We start from the raw sequence: 22,094 nt of genomic DNA, 5'->3' as shown, positions 1-22,094 counted from the left end.
ACCGGTGAAATAAAAAAGAGATTACCACCAAATTTGACGAAGAACCGTGCTATCAATTGTAATTGTGTAAAATACAATTTTGGTCTATCTCCTTTTCCATTCAAATTTTTATATTGCCATTCTTGACCTTTAGTTATTAATTTTAAAACATAATATATTAAATAATTAGTTTTCATTATTCATTTGAAATAGGATAAATATCGGAATAAATTTGTTGCAAAAGACCATCGCAGTAGGTCTTTAAATCAGCTCTACAGAAATTCCCATCTTCGTCTATTCCTAATGTTTCTATATCATCTAGCATAATAACTGGACGAACTTTTTCATCATCATCAAGACTAAAAGGAGATGTTTTTTTCATGTCTTCATTTCTAAGTGCCCCTTTTTTCTTTTCAAATTCAGATAAAGGCTTTATACGTTGACCTACTTTTATTGCCATATTTCCGACCTTGTCTAATAAAGAATTTATTGAACCTAATTCAACCGTCTGATTTTGAGGTTGAATTTGAATTATAACATTATATGCTTCTTCATGGTTGGTTATCCCGTCGGATGTATCAACTTCCGTTACAAACTGTTGGCTATAAGTTAATGATTGAACTATTGCCCCTTCCTTGAATTCTTCTTTCAGGAAAGTAGGTATATAAGTTTCAACTTTACATCCTTTATTTATATCCGTTTTGCAAATCTCCGGCAAAAATTTCTTGATTGCTGTTCGGATATTAGCATTTGATTTACTCTGTAAAAAGACAACTCCTACATTGGAGTGTAAAGGGAAATACATATAAATATAATATCGATCTGTAATAATGTCATCTTTCTTTATATTTTGGCTTTTTGTTTTTGATAGATTCGATAATTTCCTAATCATATCATAGGGTCCTCCATCAATATACCCTTCTATAACAAACTCAGAAGAATGAGATGTTAATATTTTATTCTCCTTTTCCCCTCTTTTCTTAAATAAAGTAAGACCAATTTTACTTTCTGGATGTCTCCATATCTCTTTTGCTATTTGTTCAAGAATTGCTTTATATAGAAGATTGAATAATCCACTATTTCGATAATTCGTTTCTTGGTCTTGAACATATCGAGAAGTAATGAGTGTTTTAAAATTAAAACCTTTTTTTTTCTTCAAAATTATTTTATAAACATCTAATTGATTATTTGCAGCCATAGTGTTATAGTTTATGTTATTTAATTTTCGTTAGAAGTATACATATAAGATTGAACAATCCTTATATACGAAGCCATTCTTGGATCAGAAAAACGATATACACCTTTATATATTCGTTTGAGAATTTTGCTATTATCATCTGAAGCAATTCTAGAAAAACATGAGTCTAAAGCACTTCGCATCAAAGGTTCTCCAAATTTTGATTCATATTTCGCCTTTACATCTTTTTTCTTGATAAATTCATCATTACATAAAGCTATTGCATATAATACTTTCTTGTAACGTTCAACTGATGATTTTATAGATATTTCATAAAGCTTTTGCAGAGAACTTTCACAATCATTTATTGCTTTTTCTATCGCAAAATTGAGATTATTCAATGCAATAGTTTGTCTTTCCTCAATTATAGCTTTTTCGGCGGCTTTTAATGCTAAAAGATGTGTAAAGTAAGCATATCCTGAACTTAATCTGACAATTCGATATATTACTTCTTTTTCAAAAATTAAGTTCAACATATTCGCCCCATATTTTATTATGTGTGTAAGTTCTTCATATTTCATTCGACTCAATTTGATCTCTTTAAGACAACGTTGTACAGAAGGATGTCCTTCTGTTAATTCTGAGGAAGATTCTGCAATACCTACAATCAGTATCTTCAACTTAGAATCGGAATCACTTAATTGTTTTATGAGTTCTGCTACTTTATATTTATCTTCGACTCCTTGTATAGCATCGAACTCATCTATTAGCAAAAGTACATTTAAATCTTTGATTTTCTGGGCAACCCATGATGGTGATAATGATTGATTTACATTGCCTTCTTTTTGTACAGTATTTCCAGATGTTATATTATTTTTAAAAATTGATATATTGAAATTTTGTTGAGATGTAATTGAAATCGTGCGTGGGCAGCATCCTGCCTCAATTAATGCAGGTTCAATAATACTTAGAAAGTTATCAGAACTATCACATCTTTTTATGATTAATTTTTGTTCGGTCAGCTTAACTAAATTTTGAGCAGCGATATTTGCTAAAGAACTTTTTCCTACACCTCTATCACCATATAGTAGTGCATGCTCTCCAGGAGTGTTGAGAGTAGATAAAAGTTGCTTCATCTCCTCTAAACGTCCTCTAAAAAAACGTTCATCAGTAATAGGTTTGTGAGGAGTAAAAATGTGCCTCACATTAGATTTTCTAATGCGTCTTTCATCTTCGCCAAAAACTTCTAAATCTAAGGTATTCATTATGAAGTAATTTATGTTTCAACAAAAATAGGAAAAAGGTATGTAATATATATTATCTAGCACCATTTTTATGAAATATTTCTATGAAGATGCTGCTATAATTTGTGGCAAACAATCGGAACTTTCGATTTTAAGTTGATAAGGAATTACAGTTTACGCCTTTTTTTCTTTTTGAGTTTGGACTTTTGTTCCTCTGAAATATTTGGATTTGATAATAGGTCTATACCTGATAGAACAAAGGTGGTAAGGGAGCAAGGAGAAATATTACTTTCTTGTCTACCAGATTGTATTTTAGGAATATACGTATCATTATCTCTATCAGTTTTTCTATCTGTATTGAAAGAAATATTACTTATTTTTTTGTTTTCAAGATTGACAGAAAATAGGTTTTCTTGATTACTAACCTGATTGATTTCTGTTTCTCTTTCACCAGATTGAATTTGTTGCTGCTGTAATTTAAACAGCTCGGATATACAGCCGTTTTTCATTGTGTTGTGATAATCGAATAATTCTACTTGTTGGCGATTGTAATTGAACAGCTTATCAAATCCTTGTTCTACTTGTTGGAACAAATTCACACGGTCAAAACCACCTTTTATTATTCCGGCTTCGGTGTTTTTATGATTGGTAAGCGGTGACAGCTTCTTTTTGTTAGTTTGGTCTTTCCGGCTTACAATCAAATGACAGTGCATATTTAGTTCATTATCTGAACGGCTACGGTCAAAATGAATCTTGCCATAGAACTTTATATCCGAAGCGGTAAGTTCTTTGTTGAAGTTATTGGCATATATAGGAATAAATACCTTACGAATATAGCGTTTCATTGCTTTGGCTTGTTCCTGTTCTGTGTTACCCATTGCTCTAAGTTCCTTTTCCGATGGGCTGACATGGATAGAATAAAACTTAGCATCCGTTTTTAGGAGTTGTCCGATATTACTATCTATATCCTTAATCACTTTTGATTTATAGATATTGTCATCCGTCAGATTGAAAAAGCCATCAGTATAGATTCCTTTCTCCATCCGCTCCAAATCTTCATGTTCTAAATAATTAGCTAACTGTCGACTGCTTCCTGCATTATTATATGTTCCATTTGATGGTGGGGCAAAGTCAATGTGCATAATCCTATGTGTTTATTAGATTACTGATTTCGGTTTTCAGATTTTCTTTCCTTTTACTATCCATCACACCGCAAGCTGATAATTCTGAGTAAAGTTGTATCAGGTGAAGTAACTTTTTATAATCACGTTGGTGTATCTGGTAAAGTGCGTTAATTTGCTTGGACTGGTTGTTAATCACGTCGGCATGATTGCAAAATTGTTCACTTAGCTTTTTAAGTACGGCTGTTTGTTTCTCTTGACTAGTTTCCAGTTGCGAGAGAATAAGAGTTTCTAAAGTTTTGCTGGTAGCATCGAAACGCAAAGCTATAGAATTAGTTGCCCGTATCATGGGATTCAGTTGTTCTTCCTCGTAGTGTCGGATGAAGCGGATAATATCATCCTGCCTCTTATTTATTTTCGCCAGTTCTGATTTTACAGATTCTGGTGCTTCGGATGGGTTGATATGCGCCTTGTCTATATACCCGAACGCTAACTTTACAACTTCACTCTTTTTCAGTGAATAGCGTTTGCATATCTTCTCTACCAAAGCTGCCGTTTCCTTGTCTATGGAAATGGTAGTGAATATCGTTTTTCGACTGTTGTTTGGCATTATAATTACTTTTTTATAGAAATTTGAATAGATAAATACCTGTAATAAGTATTTCAAAGAAAATACTTATTACAGGTGTCATTACAGCGTGTTCTTGTAACACGCTAAAGCCGAAGGCTTTGCCCCGCAGGGCAAGAGGGAAGAACAGGACTTGTCCAGTTCCCTCTTGCTCGATTTAGTGAAACCGGCTGAACCGATAGGTGAAGCGGTTTCTGTTAAATCGGGGTGGTAACACAATGTGATAGCTTAAACACAAGCTTCTTTCCTTTGCTGCATTTTGCTGTCAAGGTTTGTTTTCTAATTGATTGGCTTTTTCAAACTGTTTATAAGTTTGAAAATCGGCTCGTTCACGTACAAAAGCTCTAATATCGCTAGCCCGATAGTAGGTTTTATGCCCAATAGTAAAGTAGGGGAGCTTACCTTTTAGTCGATAGCGTTGTAAAGTTCTGAAAGACACTTTTAATAGAAATGCTAAATCCTGATTATCAAGTAATCGTTCATTTTCATCTAATACCTGATCGGTATTGATAAGGGATTTTAAGTCTTGGCCTATCTCAGTGAGTTTCTTAGATAGCTTCTCCATCCATTTCTCAAAGTTTTCGTTGTCTATATACATTTTGCTTCATTTTTTAGTTTAACATTATTGTTCTCAATCGATTGATGAAGCAAAATTCGGCAAAACAATGTAGCAGAAAAAGAGGAGTAGTTACCTACTCCCCGAAAATATATTTGCAAATTCCTGAGAATAAACAGTTTGCACAAATATCTTTTTTGATCTTTATCGGTTCTTACGTTTTCGATCCTCTTTGATGATAGCATTTCGTAAGGCATCCAATGTTTTGGTAAGGTTGTACGGCTTGCGGGTAAATACTTCACCTACCTTATCGTAAATACTTCCGAATTTAAGATTGAAAAGCTGCTCAAAGCCACGAGCTAAACGAACTTCTGGGACAGGTTTTCCATCTTCGCCAACGATTTGTCCCTGTAAAAACAGAGCTAATACGATTTCTGCAATGCCAATAATCCCCAAGTCTTTTGACTTAGGGATTACATATAGGTCGGACTTGAACGCTGTAGGAATAGATAACTTAAATTGTTCTGGATGGTTAATTTTCAAGTTGATTAATTGTAGCTCGGCATCAATTGTCGATAATGCTTTGTGGACATAGAGAATTTTAAGCGCATTTTTCCCCCTGCCCACATTGATATAACTCTTCTAGGGGTGCTATCTCAATACGGGTGAGATTTAGCATCCGAAAGATATAGGAATAATCTTCTGAATTGCTAATAGCGACTATGTGCTTGACAAATTCTCCATAGGCATCTTGCATTTCTGTGTTAGTAACTTCTTGTGAAGTTTTAGACAATAGCTCAAAAAACTTCATTTTCAATAACTCATTCATAAGCATAATTTTTAGATAGTGAATAATATTAATTTGTATAATCATAAATTCAATATGCTTATTTAGGTACTATACTTTTTATATCTTCGGTATTAATAGTATCAATTTTAGGAGAAACTATATTTTTGTGCTGTACCTATTATATAATATGTAAATCAGTCCGCCAGAAAGAAATATAGTTGGTAGAATAAACCAATAGTTATTACTTATTAGAAACTTGGCTATCCAAAAAGAAGGGAGAAATGAAAATACATATTGGGTACTATCTGTAATAACAAAAGGTATTATTAATCCCACCATAACTAAAGCAGATACTTTTGCAAGTGCCATACCTTCTACTTTATTCCCCGCATATGCCAAAATAATCATAGCAGCCACAACGCTTAGTATTGTAGCCAATATTGATATTATAAATGTAGTCCATAATGACACTGATACAGAACAAAAAGAAAGCAGTACGAAAGAAACAATGGCTGCAAATAAAACAGGAATAAGCAATCTTGATATAAGATAACCCTTCTTACCAAGTGGGGTGATTGTGATATACCTATTGATTTTCATGTCTGTTTCATCTAATACCACTAAGACCGAAGCGAAGCAAATCATGTAAGGACACATAATTGCAAGGAATAAATCCAATATCGGATAATATAGGCTGAAATCCTTTAGCATCGGATAATGCTGTACAATTAAAGGGAAAACAAACCTATATATTGCCGCTAATATTAGCGGGATACATATTATTGCAGATAACATACCATCTGAGAATATGTTTCTGATAAACATTTTGAAGGAAATAATATTCTGATTCATAATTATATCGTCATCATTTTTTTTACTGACAGACAAGAAAAAATATACATTGCAATACACCAAATGCTTATTGCTATTAGAGATATGACACTGATATTTCCAGACATAAGTTCTATAAGACTTATACTTGGATGTAATAGCATAGCTCCCGATTTATAGCCCATTGTATAAACAGATATGGGAGCTACAGATATTATTAAAGTGGGAACCATAATCAGCATAAAATTATTCATGGTTGAAATAAAAGCAGAAAGTGATATTCCAACCAGTGTGAATAATGCTGAACCTAACATAATTCCAACAGCAAGATGTATGTAAGAATGTTCCATGCCTGAGAACAATGCGATGAGAACTCCACTTAGCAAAGAAATTAGTCCAATGGAAATTACCTTTGACAAAATGTATGCGTGTATCGATATGGGCGAAACAGCTAATGCCTGCATTACTTTTTCACTTTTCTCGAATAATATTATTGCTCCCATAAACATTAATCCGATCAGTACGGGATCTGAAAATATAAGGGTAGTTGTACATAGTTCTTTCCACGGCATAGGAAGAATGCGCAATACTGTAATATACACTAGTGTAAATAACGTATATATGGCATAAAAACCATATTTGTATTGTTGCCGAATATCGCCTAGTATTAAACCTTTAAGCTTCATAGTAATTTCCTCCCTGTTATTTCTGAGAATATATTATCTAATGTTGGCTCATTGCTATGTATTGATAATAAGGCATTAGCTTGAATCAGAGATTGTAGCTTTTTATCTGTACTTATTTTGTCAAGTGCGATTGTAGTATTTAATTCTTTTTGATTCTCCAAATATGAATATGTTACTTCATTATAACGCCTTGACATGATAAGATTATGAGGAGTGTCCATAGCTTTAATGTTGCCATCAACAATAAATGCTACACGATCACAAAGTTCGGTTGCATCGTGCATATTGTGAGTAGTCAGAATGATTGTTACTCCCTTATTTTTAAGATCAAGAATAATGTTTTTCATCACTTGGGAGTTTGAAGGATCTAAACCAGATGTTGGCTCATCCAAAAATAACACTTTGGGCTGATGAATAATTGATCGGGCAAAGTTTAATCTGGATTTCATACCTTTAGAAAAACCTGCCACTTTCTTATTGGCATGTTGTGAGAGTCCAACCATTTCTAATAATTGTTCGACAGGAATCAGCTTACAGTCATATAAAGAACCAAAGAATTTTAAGTTCTCCAATGCGGTGAATTTCTCATAAAAACTAGGGAATTCAAAATCGACACCAATACTCTCATAGAACTGGTCAGACTTATTTCTAATTTCATTATTATTAATAGAAACACTCCCCTTATATTTAGGGAGCATACCTATTAATATCTTTTGGAGAGTGCTTTTTCCTGCTCCAGAAGGTCCTAAGAAGCCAAATATTTCTCCGCTTCTTACTTGAAAATTCATATTCTCAATAAATGGTAGTTGAGAATAACTAAACGATAAGTTTTTTACTGTAATCATAATTTTTAAATTTTATATCGTATGACTAAAATTGTTTATATAGTCATATTGTAAATTCAAAGTATCGCTATGTAACATATTTGCACATAGTCAGTTGATATTATATAATCTTGTTGTATTGGATTAGTCTTTAAATAGTTGCTGTACTATTCCCCTAACTATAAACTTGAAAACTTCATTGTAAATATCTGTTCCAATTGTTTTCTCGTTTAGAATAGTCAAGAATGCAGCTCTTAAAGCCCCTGCAAATACTTTTGTATCAATTGATTTACTTTCTGGAATAAATTTCAGTAGTTCGTTTGCTAGCATGACATCATCATCTACGTGTTTTGAAAGTACTTCTTGAGGGAGCTTTCTATTTAGATATTCCACATCACTATTAACGAAGATAGATACAAAGTATGGTTTGTTGTTGATTAGCAAGTCAGATATAATATCTGTCAATGTATCAACCGTAATATTATTGGTATGCTTATTTATGGCATTAAGAAATTCTTTTTCCAATTTCTTATGATAGTCTATTATTGTATCGAAAAAAAGAAGTTCTTTTGATGTATAGAATAGATAAAATGCTCCTTTAGAAATATTGGCATATTTAACAAGCTCATCTACAGAAGTTTTACGTACCCCTTGTTGCTGGATAAATAGCAAAGCTCCTTCTTTGAGTTTATCCTTTATAAGCTTTCTTTCGTTGTCATCAAATGCTTTTGCCATACCGTGTGACTATTTTGTTGTTATTGGTCACTGCAAACATAAGCGTTATTTTTGAATTGACAAAGAAATATCGGTTTATTTTTCTTTGTTTCTATATGATCTGCCTAAATCAATGAGTATTTGGTCTATAAATCATTGTATTATGTTGCCATGATAAGTACATATTAAGTCATTAAGAACTTTACTTCGCCACTTTCGGACAGTTTTGAAAACGGCTCATGATTCTTCTTTTATTTGCCGATGAAAATAAAATCGACACGTTTTATAAACCTTTTAAAATTGAAAGTATGGAAGTAGTAACTATTGAAAAGAGAACCTTTTCGTATGTCTGCGAGAGGTTCACGGAGTTTGCCAAACGGATAGAAAGTTTGTGCAGCACTCATACCCAGAAAATAGAAAACTGGCTGGATAGTCAGGAAGTGTGCCTGTTGTTAGGCGTTAGTAAGCGAACTTTGCAGTATTACAGAAGTAGCGGAAGATTGGCTTATTCTCAAATTGGTAGTAAGATTTATTATAAGACTTCCGATATTGAAAGAATTATTGCAGACAGTGAAACGCAAAATCAATCACCCAAACACCCCACGTCTTATGAAAAGAATTAAAAAAGATTATCCGTTTTTCAACCTGTTTTCCATTGTTGGCACATGGGAAAGCATTAATCTGAATCCTACGGTTATCATCTATCGGAGCGACAAAGAGTACCTTCTTTCTATTATATATGTATCGGAAACAACCAAACAGGCTTCACCTGCTACTTATGAGATACAGCAAGATGGTAGCCAGTATTTTATTGCCCCTGCATTCAAACGGCTCTATGTAGATTATGATCTGGCAAAAGACGTACTTAACATTTCATCTTTGGGTCACTATCTGCGTAACTAACCAGCTATCTAGCCATCTTGAAATCAATATTTCAATAAAACAATCTTTCAATCATGGAACTAATAAATAAAGATACCCCACAAGTCAAAGAATTTATTTCTTCGCTCGATTCGATGCTGGATGGTATTGAATCTATTGTAAAGCACTACAAGCCCCACCTGAATGGGGAACGCTTTCTTTCTAATAATGAGGTTTCCAAGAAACTGAATGTCAGTTTGCGAACCCTGCAAGAATGGCGAGATACAGGGCTAATTCCCTTTATCCAGATAAAAGGTAAAATCATCTACCGTCAGAGTGATATTGATAAACTGCTCCAAAAGCACTACTTTGAAAGTTGGAAAGAGTAACCTGCCAAGCCCAAAACATTGTTTTTCGGAATTTAATTTGAATCATTGACTTTCCCAGTGAAGTATTTAGTCTGTGCAAGTCTTTAGATGAAAATACGCTCGAACATAGTGAGAGGAAGATTTTCATCTAAACCGAAGGCTCGGACTTGAACAGGCTAAATACGGAACTTATCTTTGTCAATGCTTCATATTGAGTTCTGGAAAACTTACTATAAAAGAAAAGGATTGAGAAAATGAAATTCATTCTTCCCAATCCTTTTTCAATATTAGCTACTATCTTTATTATATAGCCAATTCCGACAGGCAGCTATTTACTTTTTGCATATCCTTGAAAATATTCTGATCCAATACCCTTGCATAGTGTTTTGTTACGCTTGTATCTGCATGACCTAACATCTTAGCAACATTCTCCATACTTACGCCATTTGCAAGGCAAATGCTTGTTGCATAGCTATGACGGGCGGTATGTGTGCTAAGATTTTTATGAATTCCGCACACATCGGCAATCTCCTTCAAATAACTGTTCATGCGTTGATTACACAATACAGGTAAAAGTTTTCCGGTACACTCTGCCACATCCTTATATTTATCAAGTATGGAAGCTGCCACAGGCAGCACAGGAATGTTACACATGATTTTTGTCTTTTGCCGGTTCTTCCTTATCCAAAGTTCCCCTTTGTTGTCTTTTACCAAGTGTTCGGGTGATAAATCTTTCACATCGCTGAACGCCAAGCCAGTAAAAATGCAAAAGACAAAAACGTCACGTACCTGTTCTACTCGTTTAATTGTAAACTCTTTGGCGAGAATGATTTTAATCTCGTCCATCGTCAGAAATTCGGGATCAGTTTCTTCCAGTTTGAAGCGATAGTAAGCAAATGGATCTTTCTTTATCCAGTCGTTTTCCAGAGCAATGCGGATAATCTTCTTCAAATTCTTTAGTCGGGTGATAGCGGAGTTCTGCGCACAACCTTTTTCAATCTTCAAGAAAGCATCGAACTTAGAAATGAAGTTGGCTTCCAAGTTGTTCAGAGCAATATCCGATAACTGATATTCTTTCTTAATGAATTCTTCCAAATATCGGGTAGTGGTTTCATACCGTTGAACAGTCTTGCTTACAAAGTCTTTGCCGATCAGCTTACGACTTTGTTCGTTATGCTCCCTGAATACCTGCAATAGTGTTTTGTTATCTTCGTCCACACCATAAAACAACTTTCTCACAAGATCAACAGTGATAACCTTGCCGGAAGTTTCCAATTCTCTATAAATTTGGTGTATGCGTGAGCGTGTGATTTCTAAGTAGTGGTTCAGTTCCACCGACATACGGTCTTTTCCTTTTGAATTCTCTTTTGCTTGATTCCATAGGTTTACGGGACAACTTCTTTTGATAGAAATATCTACCATACAGCCGTTTACAGTGATTCTCATGCACACAGGTGCTTCTCCGTTCTTTAATAACTTGGCTTTTTTGATAAAGAACAAAACAGAAAATGATTTTCGAGCCATTTTTACATCGTTTTTTAAGTTACAAAACTATGTATTCTCTTCCAAAGTAAGTCTATGCAAAAGACTATGAATCAGCGAGAAAGATGCAAATTCGTGGGACTTTTTTCGATTAAATTTTAGTCCCACGATTTATCCACCGATAATATGCTTGAAACGGCTATTTTCTGCTACCTGCCAGAAAAAAGAAATCCCCGATAATGCTTGATTATCAGGGATTTGCTTGATTTTTCTTTTGTTTTCAGTGATCCGCCTGGGGCTCGAACCCAGGACCCCAACATTAAAAGTGTTGTGCTCTACCTGCTGAGCTAGCGAATCAATCCTTATTTGCGAATCAGTTATTTCCTGATTGCGGGTGCAAAGGTAGTTACTTTTATTTAATTTGCAAGCATTCCGTAGAAAAAAGTTTCAATTATTTTTCCTCGTTGTGGCTTGTTTCTTGATTATCAGTAGTTTCTACTTCATCATATTTTATCTTTTCTTTGTTGATAATAAAGCGTTGGTAGTAGGAGAGCATCAAAGTTGTTAGTGGTAAGGCGATAATCATGCCGAGCATTCCCATTAATGAACCCCAGATAGAAAGAGATAAAAGGATGATGGCAGGATTCAGTCCGGTAATCTTTCCCATGATTTTGGGGACAAGGAAGGTATCCTGTATGATTTGTACGATTGCAAAGACAGCTAATGCACATGCAATGATAATCCAGAAGTTCTGTCCAGTATCGGCAGCTTTGAGGATCGCCAATAAAATGGTGGGAAGGAAACCGATGATTTGCAAGTAGGGAACCATATTCAATGCTCCGATGAAAAGTCCTAAAGCGATAGCCATGGGGAAATCGATAATCAGGAAACCAATGCTGAAAAGAATACCTACGCAGAAAGCAACCAAAGCCTGTCCACGGAAATATCTGTTCATACCATCCTGTACGTCGTGAACCAGGTTGGAGGCAAACGTACGGTATTTATTGGGTAGCAGATGCAACCATCCTTCAGCTATCGCTTCGTAATCCAATAATATAAAGATTACATATAATAATATAATGAAAGAGGCAAGGATGCTGAATAGAATGTTGAGAGATTCTGCAAGCAAAGTCCACACTCTGGGGACGGTATCCTTGATTGCCGCCAGGATATTCTCTTCACTTAATACACGGTTCAGTGCCTGAAGATCGATGTTCTCGTGGATAAATTCAGAAAGATTCTTAGGCACATTGTTTCCGGCTCCATTGGTGAGGTAAGTCACCAGCAAGTCGTTCATTCTGCCTATTTCCGAAATCATCGGCGGCACTAACAGATAGAATAAAGTGACTCCGATAACCGTAATGAGGAATAAGGAACAGAAGATGGAAATAATACGGCTTTTTAATCGTAGCTTATACTGGAAGAATTTGACTAACGGATAGACCATATAAGCTATCAGCCACGCAATAAAGAAAGGCAATAACACTCCGCTAAGGCGTTCCACAAGCATTAATATTCCTACAACTAACACACATCCGATGGAACCGCGTATAAAACTGTCGAATGTTATCTTTTTCCTTTCCATAATCTGTTTTTTTTATAGAGTTTATACTTTCTGCTCATCTTCCCCTCGTGCACGGAGATAACATTCCCTGCACAGAGGCTCATATTCGGCTGTTTCGCCTAAAAGAACCTGTTTCTCATTCTTGACTGTACGATGTGAGAAAGAAGCCAGCTGACCACATTTCACACAGATCGCATGAACTTTGGAGACTTCATCGGCAATGGCACACAATTGTGGCATTGGACCGAACGGATTTCCTTTGAAGTCCATATCCAACCCTGCAATGATAACACGGATTCCATTGTTGGCAAGCTGGTTGCATACATCAATCAAACCACTGTCGAAGAACTGCGCTTCATCAATACCTACTACATCTATCTCGGAAGTAAACAGTAAAATGCTGGCTGACGAATCGATGGGAGTGGAGGCGATAGAATGGCTGTCGTGAGAGACTACGTCTTCTTCTGAATAACGGGTGTCGATAGCTGGTTTGAATATCTCGACACGTTGTTTCGCGAATTTCGCTCTCTTCATTCTGCGAATCAATTCCTCTGTCTTTCCGGAGAACATAGAACCGCAGATTACTTCGATCCGGCCTCTTCTTCTAGTCTCCTGTATGTGGTCTTCTGAAAATAATACCATGAGATTTTGTATTTTCTTGATTAAATAAATATGTGGACAAAGGTAAGCAATTCAATGTGCAAGAACTGTTAAATTATCCATTATTTTAAGTTATTGCATAAATTATTCCTACATTCGCACCGTATAAACAATGGACTGACATGAAACAGAAGCTATTAACAGATATTGAGTTGGATGTTCATGAGTTGAAGTATCTCATGGATTCATTTACCAAGGAGCCGACTCCGACTTTGTCTGAACTGTTGAAGCGGAGCATTACACGGATGCAGGGACGTTTGGACGAACTGCAGCAGGAGGTGGATGCTGTTCAGGTAATTTCTCCGTCAGCTGTGGAAGAGACAGCGGAAGAGGAGGATGAAGTTGCCGGATCTGAAGAAGATTCCCCCGTTATTATACAATCTCTCGAATCAGTTGGCGTGAAAGAAGACGAGGAGGGAGAGACTATTGTTGCGGAAGAGAAACCTGTAGTAATAGCAGAAGAGGAGCCTGCAATGGTGGAGGAACCTGTCGTTGAAACTGTTGTGAAAGAGGAAGAACCTAAATCGGCAGTGTTGGGAGAAAGTCTCAAACTGTCTGCCGGCTTGCGACATTCTATCAGTTTGAATGATTCTTTCCGTTTTTCTCGTGAACTGTTCGGAGGTGACACTGATTTAATGAATCGGGTTATCGAACAGATATCAGTAATGAGTTCCTACAAGACTGCAGTCGCATTTCTGTCCTCGAAAGTCGAATTGAATGAAGAAAAAGAGGCGGTGAACGACTTTCTGGAGCTACTAAAGAAATATTTTAATCAATCAGCATAAAACAAAAACAGATGGGAAAGCTATATGTGGTGCCTACGCCGGTAGGGAATCTGGAGGACATGACTTTTCGGGCTATCAAAGTCCTGAAAGAGGTCGATCTGATTTTGGCGGAGGATACACGTACTTCCGGTATCTTGCTGAAACACTTTGAAATAAAGAATGCAATGCAATCCCACCACAAATTTAATGAACATAAAACGGTGGAAAGTGTTGTTAATAGAATAAAGGCAGGTGAAACGGTGGCACTAATTTCGGATGCCGGAACGCCTGGAATTTCCGATCCCGGATTTCTGGTTGTTCGTGAATGTGTGCGCAACGGTATTGAAGTGCAGTGCTTGCCGGGAGCAACCGCTTTTGTTCCGGCTCTCGTTGCATCGGGATTGCCGAACGAGAAGTTCTGCTTCGAGGGATTTCTCCCCCAGAAGAAAGGACGGCAGACACGACTGAAGACATTGGCGGAAGAACACCGCACGATGGTGTTTTATGAATCACCCCACCGTCTGTTGAAGACGTTAACACAGTTTGCCGAATATTTCGGCGCTGAACGTCAGGCAACCGTGTCGCGTGAAATATCCAAACTCCACGAAGAAACAGTTCGGGGCAGTTTGGCTGAATTGATAGAACACTTTACCGCTACCGAACCCCGGGGCGAGATTGTGATAGTATTAGCAGGAATAGATGATTAAATAACTTCATTAAAAAACGTAAAACGTAAACGTATGAAAAAGTTAGCTGTTTTATTTGTATGCGCAGCCATGTTGGCTTCGTGTGATGGCTTTAAAGGTGGAAGTAAAGACCTGAAAGCTGAAAATGATTCTCTTTTGATGGAACTGAACCAGCGCAACGCTGAACTGGATGATATGATGGGGACTTTCAATGAAGTTCAGGAAGGTTTCCGTAAGATCAATGCTGCCGAAAGCCGTGTTGACTTGCAGCGTGGAACCATCACTGAAAACTCTGCCAGTGCCAAGCAACAGATTGCTTCTGACATCGAATTCATCTCCAAACAAATGGAAGAAAACAAAGCGCAGATTGCAAAGTTACAGGCACAGTTGAAGAACAGCAATTACAATTCTACTCAACTGAAAAAAGCTGTTGAGGCATTGACTGCTGAATTGAACGCTAAACAACAGCGTATCGAAGAACTGCAAACTGAACTGGCTTCCAAGAATATCCGTATTCAGGAATTGGATGCTGCTGTCAGCGATTTGTCTGTAGCAAAAGAAACTTTGACTGCAGAAAACGAAGCGAAAGCTAAAACCGTTGCTGAACAGGAAAAGAGTCTGAATGCTGCCTGGTTCGTATTCGGTACTAAATCTGAATTGAAGGCTCAAAAGATTCTTCAGAGCGGAGACGTGTTGAAGAGCGCTGATTTCAACAAGGATTATTTCACTCAGATCGATATCCGTACAACCAAAGAAATCAAGTTGTACTCTAAACGTGCTGAGTTACTGACTACTCATCCAACCGGTTCTTATGAATTGGTAAAAGATGATAAAGGCCAGTTGACATTGAAGATTACTAATCCTACTGAATTCTGGAGTGTATCCAGATACTTGGTTATCCAGGTAAAATAAGGTAGATATCCCTTTTGAATTGCCAATGTGCTGATTCCTGGATTCAAGAAATTAGCACATTGGCTTTTTTGTTTCTTATTATACGCATAACTACTGATGAAATATAAAAATCTTTTTTTTGATCTTGATGATACCATCTGGGCTTTTTCTCAAAATGCTCGTGACACCTTTGAGGAAGTATATCAGAAATATTCGTTCGACCGCTATTTTGACTCATTCAATCATTATTATACTCTTTATCAACAAAGAAATACAGAACTCTGGATTGAGTACGGTGAAGGAAAGATAACGAAGGATGAATTGAACAGCCAACGTTTCTTTTATCCTTTACAGGCTGTGGGAGTGAAAGATGAAGCGCTCGCCGAACAGTTTTCGAAAGATTTTTTCGCTATTATCCCTACTAAAAGCACTTTGATGCCTTATGCAAAGGAGGTATTGGAATATCTTGCTCCCAAATATAATCTCTATATCCTTTCCAATGGGTTTCGTGAATTGCAATCACGCAAGATGCGTTCGGCAGGAGTGGACGGGTATTTCAGAAAGGTGATTCTCTCGGAAGATCTCGGAGTGCTGAAGCCTTGGCCGGAGATATTCAATTTTGCTTTGTCTGCCACTCAATCCGAGTTGCGCGAATCCTTGATGATTGGTGACAGTTGGGAAGCGGATATAATCGGAGCACACGGCGTAGGGATGCATCAGGCTTTCTACAATGTGGCAGAACGGACTACTTTCCCTTTCCTCCCTACTTATCACATCCATTCCTTGAAAGAATTAATGGATTTATTATAGGTTTTCTGGATTAAGTCGTATTTTTGTTGCGTTTTAGTTTTGCATAAAATACGATATAACCATGGATAGTATGCTTCTACCTTTCGCCTTACTTTGTTTCACTTCATTCTTCACGTTGACCAACCCATTGGGAACGATGCCTGTCTTTCTTACCATGACTCATGGTATGACGGATAAAGAACGTCAGTCTATTGTACGTCGTGCTACTATTGTGTCGTTTATTACATTGATGGTATTTGTCTTTGCCGGGCAGTTTCTTTTCAAGTTCTTCGGTATCTCTACCAATGGTTTCCGTATTGCCGGTGGGGTGATTATCTTCAAGATAGGCTTTGATATGCTTCAAGCCCGCTATACCCCGATGAAGTTGAAGGACGAAGAAATCAAAACGTATGCGGATGATATCTCTATTACTCCTCTCGGTATTCCTATGTTATGCGGTCCCGGAGCGATTGCTAATGCAATCGTTTTGATGCAGGATGCGCATTCTTATGAAATGAAGGGAATACTGATCGGTACTATTGCCCTGATTTATCTGCTGACTTTCTTTATTCTTCGTGCTTCTACGAAATTGGTAAAAGTCTTGGGTGAAACGGGTAATAATGTGATGATGCGTCTTATGGGATTGATTTTGATGGTGATTGCAGTGGAATGTTTCGTTAGCGGATTGAAGCCGATTCTGGTAGATATTGTGAAAGAAGGAATGATTCCTTGATGAATAAGAATGTACTATTCTAAATGTAATCTGATAAAGTTTAGGTTGCCATAATTCTTCATAAGCGTAGTGGACGTTTTTATGACTATCGAGATATAACTGAAATGAGACTGAATTCCCACCTTTCCCCTGGAGAATTCAGTCTCATTTATATGATTCAAGTCAATGGATTATCTGCTTCCGCCTGCCCACCAAACATTTTCACTATACACATATTGTCCGTTTCCGTATGCTGCTTTCACTTCGGCATTCGTTGTTGTGTCGCTATTGCCATAAGGACAACGTAATGGGAAAGAGTTTGGATTTTTTAGCTCAATAAAGTTTTCGCCTAGTCCTTTCATTCTGCGAACATCATTGTAAGATTCTGTCGCTTCTCCTGAAGCTCCCCATAATGCGAAGTATTTTTGAGTCATTGTTGTTTTCAGCGGTTCGGCTGTATATTTGGCTTCTACCGTATTATCAAAATAGCTTTCGGCTTCAGTATCTGTAATACTACTTGCCGGGTTGATGAGCGTTTTGCCCAATTCCTTTCTTGAAACGCTGAAGCTATTTTCTGCATTTAACAATCCGGCTACTACAGCGTCTTTTAATGCACTTTTTGCATCACGTCCCAATCTGCATAGAGCTTCTGCTTCCAGGAACTTTAATTCATGATAGCTCAATAACAGTGTGGGTGCTGATATAGAATACATAAATAAAGAAGTTCCATACTTGGAAGTACCTTGTTCCGGAGAACCATTAGGCGCATATACGGCATTGTCAGCAGTTCCTGGGGCTTGTTCTTTTCCAGATGCACCTTGTTTAGTGATGAAAGCTCTGGACAGACGTGGGTCGTTGTATTCTGCCAGTTTGCTTCTCATGCTTTCGCTTGCACCTAATCCGGCACGTGCCACAAAGAAACCGTAAAGCGGATTTATATTGTTGGCGTCATATACGTTGAATGCTGCTTGCTCTTCTGCACTTTCGAAAGAGTTATCCACATATTCCAAAACCTTCTCCATGTCAGCGTCTTTGTTGGCAGATCTTTTAAGAAGGTGCATTGTGTAACGCGCTTTCAGACCATACGCCAACTTAAGCCATTTTTCAGCATCGCCCTGATATAACAAATCTTGAGCTCCCGGGTCTATCAGATCTTCTTTCTGCAAGTCTGCAATAGCATCGTCCAGGTATTGCATTGCTTGTGTATAGATCTCTTCTTGTTTATCCATTTTAGGAGTCAGGTAAACGGGAGAGCCATTTTCGTCAACTAAGGCTGCCTGGCTGCATGGAGCATCTCCGAACATATCGGCTATCAATGCACAATTATAAGCAGCCAACACCTCTGCCATACCTTTGGTTGCAAAATTTCCATAATCTATTCCTCCCTCACTGCATTGATTGATAATGATACGGGCAGATTTCAATGTGGAATACAGACCATTCCATGTATTATTGAAAGTGGAAGATGAGGTCGGTTCGCTTTCTCTGGTTTCTGCATAATACAACTGGTTGTCAACACCTACTTCATATTCAATGTAAGCAGATAGATAAGTATTGAAATCACCTCCTGCGTTAGAGAATGCGGTAGAGGTTATTACATCTGTCAGAATGAATCTTCCGGCCACGCTTTGCGTATGTCCGTGATCCTTATTGATTCTATCCATTGCATCTTCCGAACATCCGGAAAAGACAACTGATAAAACAGTAGCGGCAAAAATGCCTTTGATTATATTATATGTTTTCATCTTTCTTTTTAGCTAATTAGAATTTTACATTAAATCCAAAACCATAGCTGGCTGTTCCCGGAAGAGAGAAACGTTCGAATGCACCTCCCATATTGTCATTACCCTGTGAAGCTTCCGGATCGAAGCCTTTCATTTCAGACCAAACCAAAATGTTACGGGCAAAAACATTCACATTCACATTCAGCCATTTCTTTGAGAATACCGGATAGCTTACTGATAATTCACGCAGTTTGATATAAGAATTATCATAAATGTAGGATTCGTCAATGGATCTTCTTCTTGTGAAATATGCTTGGGCGTCTGTTACCTTTATATCATTGGGCGCATAGATTGAGTTACCGTCTGCATCTTTTCCTGTTTCTTTAACGGAGTTTTCTACAATGAATTCGGCATTACGCATATCACCAGATAATTTGCTCACACCGTAATAGTTCATTTCACCTGCGGTACCACTATACATCTGTCCTCCTTGTTTCCAGTCGAATACTGCAGAAATACGGAACTTGTACAATTCGATATTTGTATTGAAACCTAAACGGAAGTCAGGAGATACAGTTCCGATAACCGCATCTTCTCCCTGCATGGGAAGTCCGTTTTTGTCTACCACAATCTTGCCTTCGTCATTACGCATATAGCTTTTTCCGTAGATCACAGGGAACTTGTCACCAATTCCGGCACGTACCTGCGGAGTAACAAATCCTCCTAACATAATACTTTCTACTCCTGGAGCCAATTCGTCTACGTAATTGTCGATTTTGGAGAAGTTGAAAGCGAAGTCGAGTTTGAAGTTCTTGGTATCTACCGGAGATACGCCCAATGTCAACTCGTGAGTATTTGTGTGGATTTTACCTCCATTCATTATCATACTTGAGGCTCCGGTTGAACCTGCCAAAGGAACTTCAAATATCTGATCTTTTACATTCTGACGTGAATAGGTATAATTCAAGGTTACCAGTCCGTTTAAGAAAGTAAGATCTGCTCCCAGTTCGTATGATTTTGTATTTTGTGGTTTTAAGTTAGGGTCATATACCTTATAATATGGAATGTAAGCCATTGCTCCATTAATTGGATAAACAATAGGATTTCCCATATAGAAGCCGCCACCATAAGATGGAGTATAATAATAACTTTGAGTATAGTCACCGGCCATACCAACTTCTGCATAAGAAGCACGTATCTTACCGAAAGTCAATATGTTATTTTTCAGGGGAGCCAGTTCGGTGAAGATGAATCCTAATGACACTGAAGGATAAGTGAAAGAACGGTTGTCACGTGGCATGCTTGAAACAATATCGTTACGTATACTTCCGCTTAGATAGAGCATATTTTTCCATGCTACTGACAAGTTGGCGAAATTACCTACCGTCCGCTTCTTGTTGTATTGGCTTTCGTTAGAGAATACAGAAGCATTATTCAGATGATTCCATCCCGGGAAATTGAAGTTCATGCTATATGCGTATTCATATTTTGTCTTTTTATCTACAAACTCATTACCAATCAACGCATCCAGGGTCCATTCTTCGTTGATATTCCATGTGTAAGCGGCAGTTAACAGTGAGTTTAACTCATTAACAGTGTAATGGTATTCTGAATCTTCACCTGTAGGTGCCCAGGTACTTCCATATCCGTAGATTTCTGAATAATTGGTAGTGTAAGCGTCATCACCGATCTGGTATTTAATATCCAGTTTGTGGTTGTCCGTTCCAAATTTAGTGGTGTATTTCACGAAAGCATTTCCGAAGAAACGTTGTGAACGTTCAGAGAACTGGTTATTGTCAACTGCCCAATATGCATCGTCGATCCAGCTGTCACGATATGTATTTTGTGTGTAAGGGTCGCCTTCTATGTGAGAAGGAATGCCGGCCATATTATAGCTGACGGGTGCATTATAGATCGTAGCAACCACACTGGTGTTGGCTGTAGACTGTTTGGAGATTTTTGAAGTCACAAAGTTTCCATTAAATCCGGTAGTCCAGTTAGGATGGAGTTGTGCTTCGGCGGACATTTTCACGTTATATCTATCCATACCAGTTGATGGAACGATACCATTACTCGTGGTGTTACCCAAAGAAAAAGAGTAGTTACCTTTGTCGAATCTCTGGGCTACATTGACGTTATTGCTCCAAGATACACCTGTTTCAAAAAAGTCCTTCATGTTGTTATATGCCTGTGGAGTAGCCCACGGATTCATGCCGGCAGCTGCAAGTTGAGGAACATAGTATTTTCCGGACTGTTTGCCATATTGGCTAGTGTAACTGTTGTCTGTATTTCCTCCGTAGGTAGGATCGTTAGCCAATTCGGAAATCTTAGGACCCCATGCGAAAGGAGATGACGGATCGAAAGTACCGCCTGAACCTTGTGCGTATTCTTGTTGCAGTTCCGGAAGAGTTGAAATCTTATCAAAGGAAAGGTTAGTACTGAAAGTAATAGTCGGTTTTCCTTTATCTGCTCCTTTACCACTTTTGGTAGTGATAACGATAACACCATTGGAAGCTCTCATACCATACAAAGCAGAAGCGGCTTGTCCCTTTAATATATTGATACTTTCTATATCATTAGGGTCAATGTCGACAGCACGGTTAGCATAGTCCGTTCCATACGCTCCATCGGTAAGAGAAGTACTCACGTCTGCGGTAGACGCGATAGGCATACCATCAATTACATACAATGGAGTATTGTCTCCGGTGAAAGAACGAGAACCGCGAATCGTAATCTTTGAAGAAGCACCCGGCATACCAGATGATGGGGTGATGTCGATACCTGATACTTTTCCTTGTAAGGCTCCCGCTAAATCTGTATTAGCAGCACGTGTCAACGCATCCGATTTGACGTCTTGTACGGCATATCCCAATGCTTTCTTTTCACGTGAAATACCCATAGCGGTAACTACTACTTCGTCTAGCTTTTGGGCGTCAGCCTTTAATATAACTTTCAAATTTGGCTTAATAACTACCTCTTGTGTTTGCATTCCGATATACGAAATCTGCAAAGTCTTTGCAGAACTAAATACAACTATAATATG

The 22,094-nt window shown here is 37.6% G+C and carries 24 protein-coding genes and 1 tRNA gene; 9 read left to right on the top strand and 16 right to left on the bottom strand.

Annotated elements, in window-relative coordinates:
• Positions 1-175 precede the first annotated feature (175 nt).
• The 7 genes from DXB58_RS26025 to DXB58_RS25990 all read right to left on the bottom strand — a co-directional run bounded on the left by DXB58_RS26025 (position 176) and on the right by DXB58_RS25990 (position 5,540).
• Positions 176-1,177: a hypothetical protein gene (locus tag DXB58_RS26025; protein WP_046451572.1), complete on the bottom strand. Its 1,002-nt coding sequence runs from the start codon at positions 1,175-1,177 to the stop codon at positions 176-178.
• 20 nt (positions 1,178-1,197) lie between these two features.
• On the bottom strand, positions 1,198-2,421 hold the full coding sequence (locus DXB58_RS26020) for an ATP-binding protein (protein ID WP_046451573.1): 1,224 nt from the start codon (positions 2,419-2,421) through the stop codon (positions 1,198-1,200).
• Between the two features lie 146 nt (positions 2,422-2,567).
• Positions 2,568-3,542, bottom strand: coding sequence for a DUF5712 family protein (locus tag DXB58_RS26015; protein WP_122138734.1), 975 nt, complete (start codon positions 3,540-3,542; stop codon positions 2,568-2,570).
• A gap of 4 nt (positions 3,543-3,546) precedes the next feature.
• Positions 3,547-4,131, bottom strand: a complete 585-nt coding sequence (locus DXB58_RS26010) for a BfmA/BtgA family mobilization protein (RefSeq protein ID WP_122138733.1) — start codon at positions 4,129-4,131, stop codon at positions 3,547-3,549.
• A 283-nt stretch (positions 4,132-4,414) separates the two neighbouring features.
• Positions 4,415-4,747 carry a helix-turn-helix domain-containing protein gene (locus tag DXB58_RS26000; RefSeq protein ID WP_032573120.1) on the bottom strand — a complete coding sequence of 111 codons (333 nt, stop codon included), beginning with the start codon at positions 4,745-4,747 and terminating at the stop codon, positions 4,415-4,417.
• A gap of 162 nt (positions 4,748-4,909) precedes the next feature.
• Entirely contained in the window at positions 4,910-5,332 is a 423-nt protein-coding gene (locus tag DXB58_RS25995; RefSeq protein WP_007656975.1) for a hypothetical protein, read from the bottom strand.
• Positions 5,307-5,540: a hypothetical protein gene (locus DXB58_RS25990; RefSeq protein WP_117578810.1), complete on the bottom strand. Its 234-nt coding sequence runs from the start codon at positions 5,538-5,540 to the stop codon at positions 5,307-5,309. The genes DXB58_RS25995 and DXB58_RS25990 overlap by 26 nt, the downstream gene beginning before the upstream one ends.
• A 211-nt stretch (positions 5,541-5,751) precedes the next feature.
• Here DXB58_RS25990 and DXB58_RS27805 point away from each other — a divergent pair, with 211 nt between their 5' ends.
• Positions 5,752-6,048, top strand: coding sequence for a hypothetical protein (locus tag DXB58_RS27805; protein ID WP_158571590.1), 297 nt, complete (start codon positions 5,752-5,754; stop codon positions 6,046-6,048).
• Between the two features lie 301 nt (positions 6,049-6,349).
• On the opposite strand, the gene DXB58_RS25980 is transcribed toward DXB58_RS27805, so the two are convergent.
• The 3 genes from DXB58_RS25980 to DXB58_RS25970 all read right to left on the bottom strand — a co-directional run bounded on the left by DXB58_RS25980 (position 6,350) and on the right by DXB58_RS25970 (position 8,571).
• Entirely contained in the window at positions 6,350-7,012 is a 663-nt protein-coding gene (locus tag DXB58_RS25980; protein WP_122138731.1) for an ABC transporter, read from the bottom strand.
• Positions 7,009-7,857, bottom strand: coding sequence for an ABC transporter ATP-binding protein (locus tag DXB58_RS25975; protein WP_057328245.1), 849 nt, complete (start codon positions 7,855-7,857; stop codon positions 7,009-7,011). Before DXB58_RS25975 ends, DXB58_RS25980 begins: the two co-directional genes overlap by 4 nt.
• A gap of 123 nt (positions 7,858-7,980) precedes the next feature.
• Entirely contained in the window at positions 7,981-8,571 is a 591-nt protein-coding gene (locus DXB58_RS25970) for a TetR/AcrR family transcriptional regulator (RefSeq protein ID WP_007656985.1), read from the bottom strand.
• 287 nt (positions 8,572-8,858) lie between these two features.
• Here DXB58_RS25970 and DXB58_RS25965 point away from each other — a divergent pair, with 287 nt between their 5' ends.
• Genes DXB58_RS25965 through DXB58_RS25955 form a run of 3 tightly spaced genes read left to right on the top strand, consistent with a single transcriptional unit; the run spans position 8,859 to position 9,800 of the window.
• Positions 8,859-9,173, top strand: coding sequence for a helix-turn-helix domain-containing protein (locus DXB58_RS25965; RefSeq protein ID WP_122138736.1), 315 nt, complete (start codon positions 8,859-8,861; stop codon positions 9,171-9,173).
• Complete coding sequence (locus DXB58_RS25960; RefSeq protein ID WP_122138730.1) at positions 9,160-9,453, top strand: DUF3876 domain-containing protein; 294 nt, start codon at positions 9,160-9,162, stop codon at positions 9,451-9,453. The genes DXB58_RS25965 and DXB58_RS25960 overlap by 14 nt, the downstream gene beginning before the upstream one ends.
• A 53-nt stretch (positions 9,454-9,506) precedes the next feature.
• Complete coding sequence (locus DXB58_RS25955) at positions 9,507-9,800, top strand: helix-turn-helix domain-containing protein (RefSeq protein ID WP_117988208.1); 294 nt, start codon at positions 9,507-9,509, stop codon at positions 9,798-9,800.
• Positions 9,801-10,082: 282 nt separating this feature from the next.
• Here DXB58_RS25955 and DXB58_RS25950 read toward each other — a convergent pair whose 3' ends face one another.
• The 4 genes from DXB58_RS25950 to DXB58_RS25935 form a co-directional block, all read right to left on the bottom strand.
• The gene (locus DXB58_RS25950; RefSeq protein WP_122138729.1) at positions 10,083-11,303 is read right to left on the bottom strand and encodes a site-specific integrase; all 1,221 of its coding nucleotides are present in this window, start codon (positions 11,301-11,303) and stop codon (positions 10,083-10,085) included.
• 242 nt (positions 11,304-11,545) lie between these two features.
• Positions 11,546-11,618: transfer RNA gene (locus DXB58_RS25945), tRNA-Lys, on the bottom strand.
• 94 nt (positions 11,619-11,712) lie between these two features.
• Positions 11,713-12,846 carry an AI-2E family transporter gene (locus tag DXB58_RS25940; RefSeq protein WP_004306487.1) on the bottom strand — a complete coding sequence of 378 codons (1,134 nt, stop codon included), beginning with the start codon at positions 12,844-12,846 and terminating at the stop codon, positions 11,713-11,715.
• A gap of 21 nt (positions 12,847-12,867) precedes the next feature.
• Positions 12,868-13,467, bottom strand: coding sequence for a thymidine kinase (locus tag DXB58_RS25935; protein WP_004299175.1), 600 nt, complete (start codon positions 13,465-13,467; stop codon positions 12,868-12,870).
• Between the two features lie 140 nt (positions 13,468-13,607).
• Between DXB58_RS25935 and DXB58_RS25930 the strand changes: the two genes are divergently transcribed.
• The 5 genes from DXB58_RS25930 to DXB58_RS25910 all read left to right on the top strand — a co-directional run bounded on the left by DXB58_RS25930 (position 13,608) and on the right by DXB58_RS25910 (position 17,348).
• Positions 13,608-14,270 carry a hypothetical protein gene (locus DXB58_RS25930; RefSeq protein WP_122138728.1) on the top strand — a complete coding sequence of 221 codons (663 nt, stop codon included), beginning with the start codon at positions 13,608-13,610 and terminating at the stop codon, positions 14,268-14,270.
• Between the two features lie 11 nt (positions 14,271-14,281).
• Positions 14,282-14,956: a 16S rRNA (cytidine(1402)-2'-O)-methyltransferase gene (gene rsmI / locus DXB58_RS25925; protein ID WP_004299177.1), complete on the top strand. Its 675-nt coding sequence runs from the start codon at positions 14,282-14,284 to the stop codon at positions 14,954-14,956.
• 33 nt (positions 14,957-14,989) lie between these two features.
• Positions 14,990-15,847: a hypothetical protein gene (locus DXB58_RS25920; protein ID WP_117936144.1), complete on the top strand. Its 858-nt coding sequence runs from the start codon at positions 14,990-14,992 to the stop codon at positions 15,845-15,847.
• A gap of 96 nt (positions 15,848-15,943) precedes the next feature.
• Positions 15,944-16,636 carry a YjjG family noncanonical pyrimidine nucleotidase gene (locus DXB58_RS25915; protein WP_122138727.1) on the top strand — a complete coding sequence of 231 codons (693 nt, stop codon included), beginning with the start codon at positions 15,944-15,946 and terminating at the stop codon, positions 16,634-16,636.
• 61 nt (positions 16,637-16,697) lie between these two features.
• The gene (locus DXB58_RS25910) at positions 16,698-17,348 is read left to right on the top strand and encodes a MarC family protein (protein ID WP_122138726.1); all 651 of its coding nucleotides are present in this window, start codon (positions 16,698-16,700) and stop codon (positions 17,346-17,348) included.
• Between the two features lie 170 nt (positions 17,349-17,518).
• On the opposite strand, the gene DXB58_RS25905 is transcribed toward DXB58_RS25910, so the two are convergent.
• Together DXB58_RS25905 and DXB58_RS25900 are read right to left on the bottom strand one after the other, a co-directional pair.
• Positions 17,519-19,072: a SusD/RagB family nutrient-binding outer membrane lipoprotein gene (locus DXB58_RS25905; RefSeq protein WP_122138725.1), complete on the bottom strand. Its 1,554-nt coding sequence runs from the start codon at positions 19,070-19,072 to the stop codon at positions 17,519-17,521.
• Between the two features lie 16 nt (positions 19,073-19,088).
• Positions 19,089-22,094: SusC/RagA family TonB-linked outer membrane protein (locus tag DXB58_RS25900; protein WP_369907216.1), on the bottom strand; the 3,006-nt coding region annotated here is incomplete at its 5' end.

It is taken from the genome of Bacteroides sp. OM05-10AA (assembly GCF_003439055.1).
Lineage (GTDB): Bacteria > Bacteroidota > Bacteroidia > Bacteroidales > Bacteroidaceae > Bacteroides > Bacteroides intestinigallinarum.
Note: the sequence above shows the minus strand (reverse complement) of the source record. Positions and strands in the feature narration are given on the sequence as shown.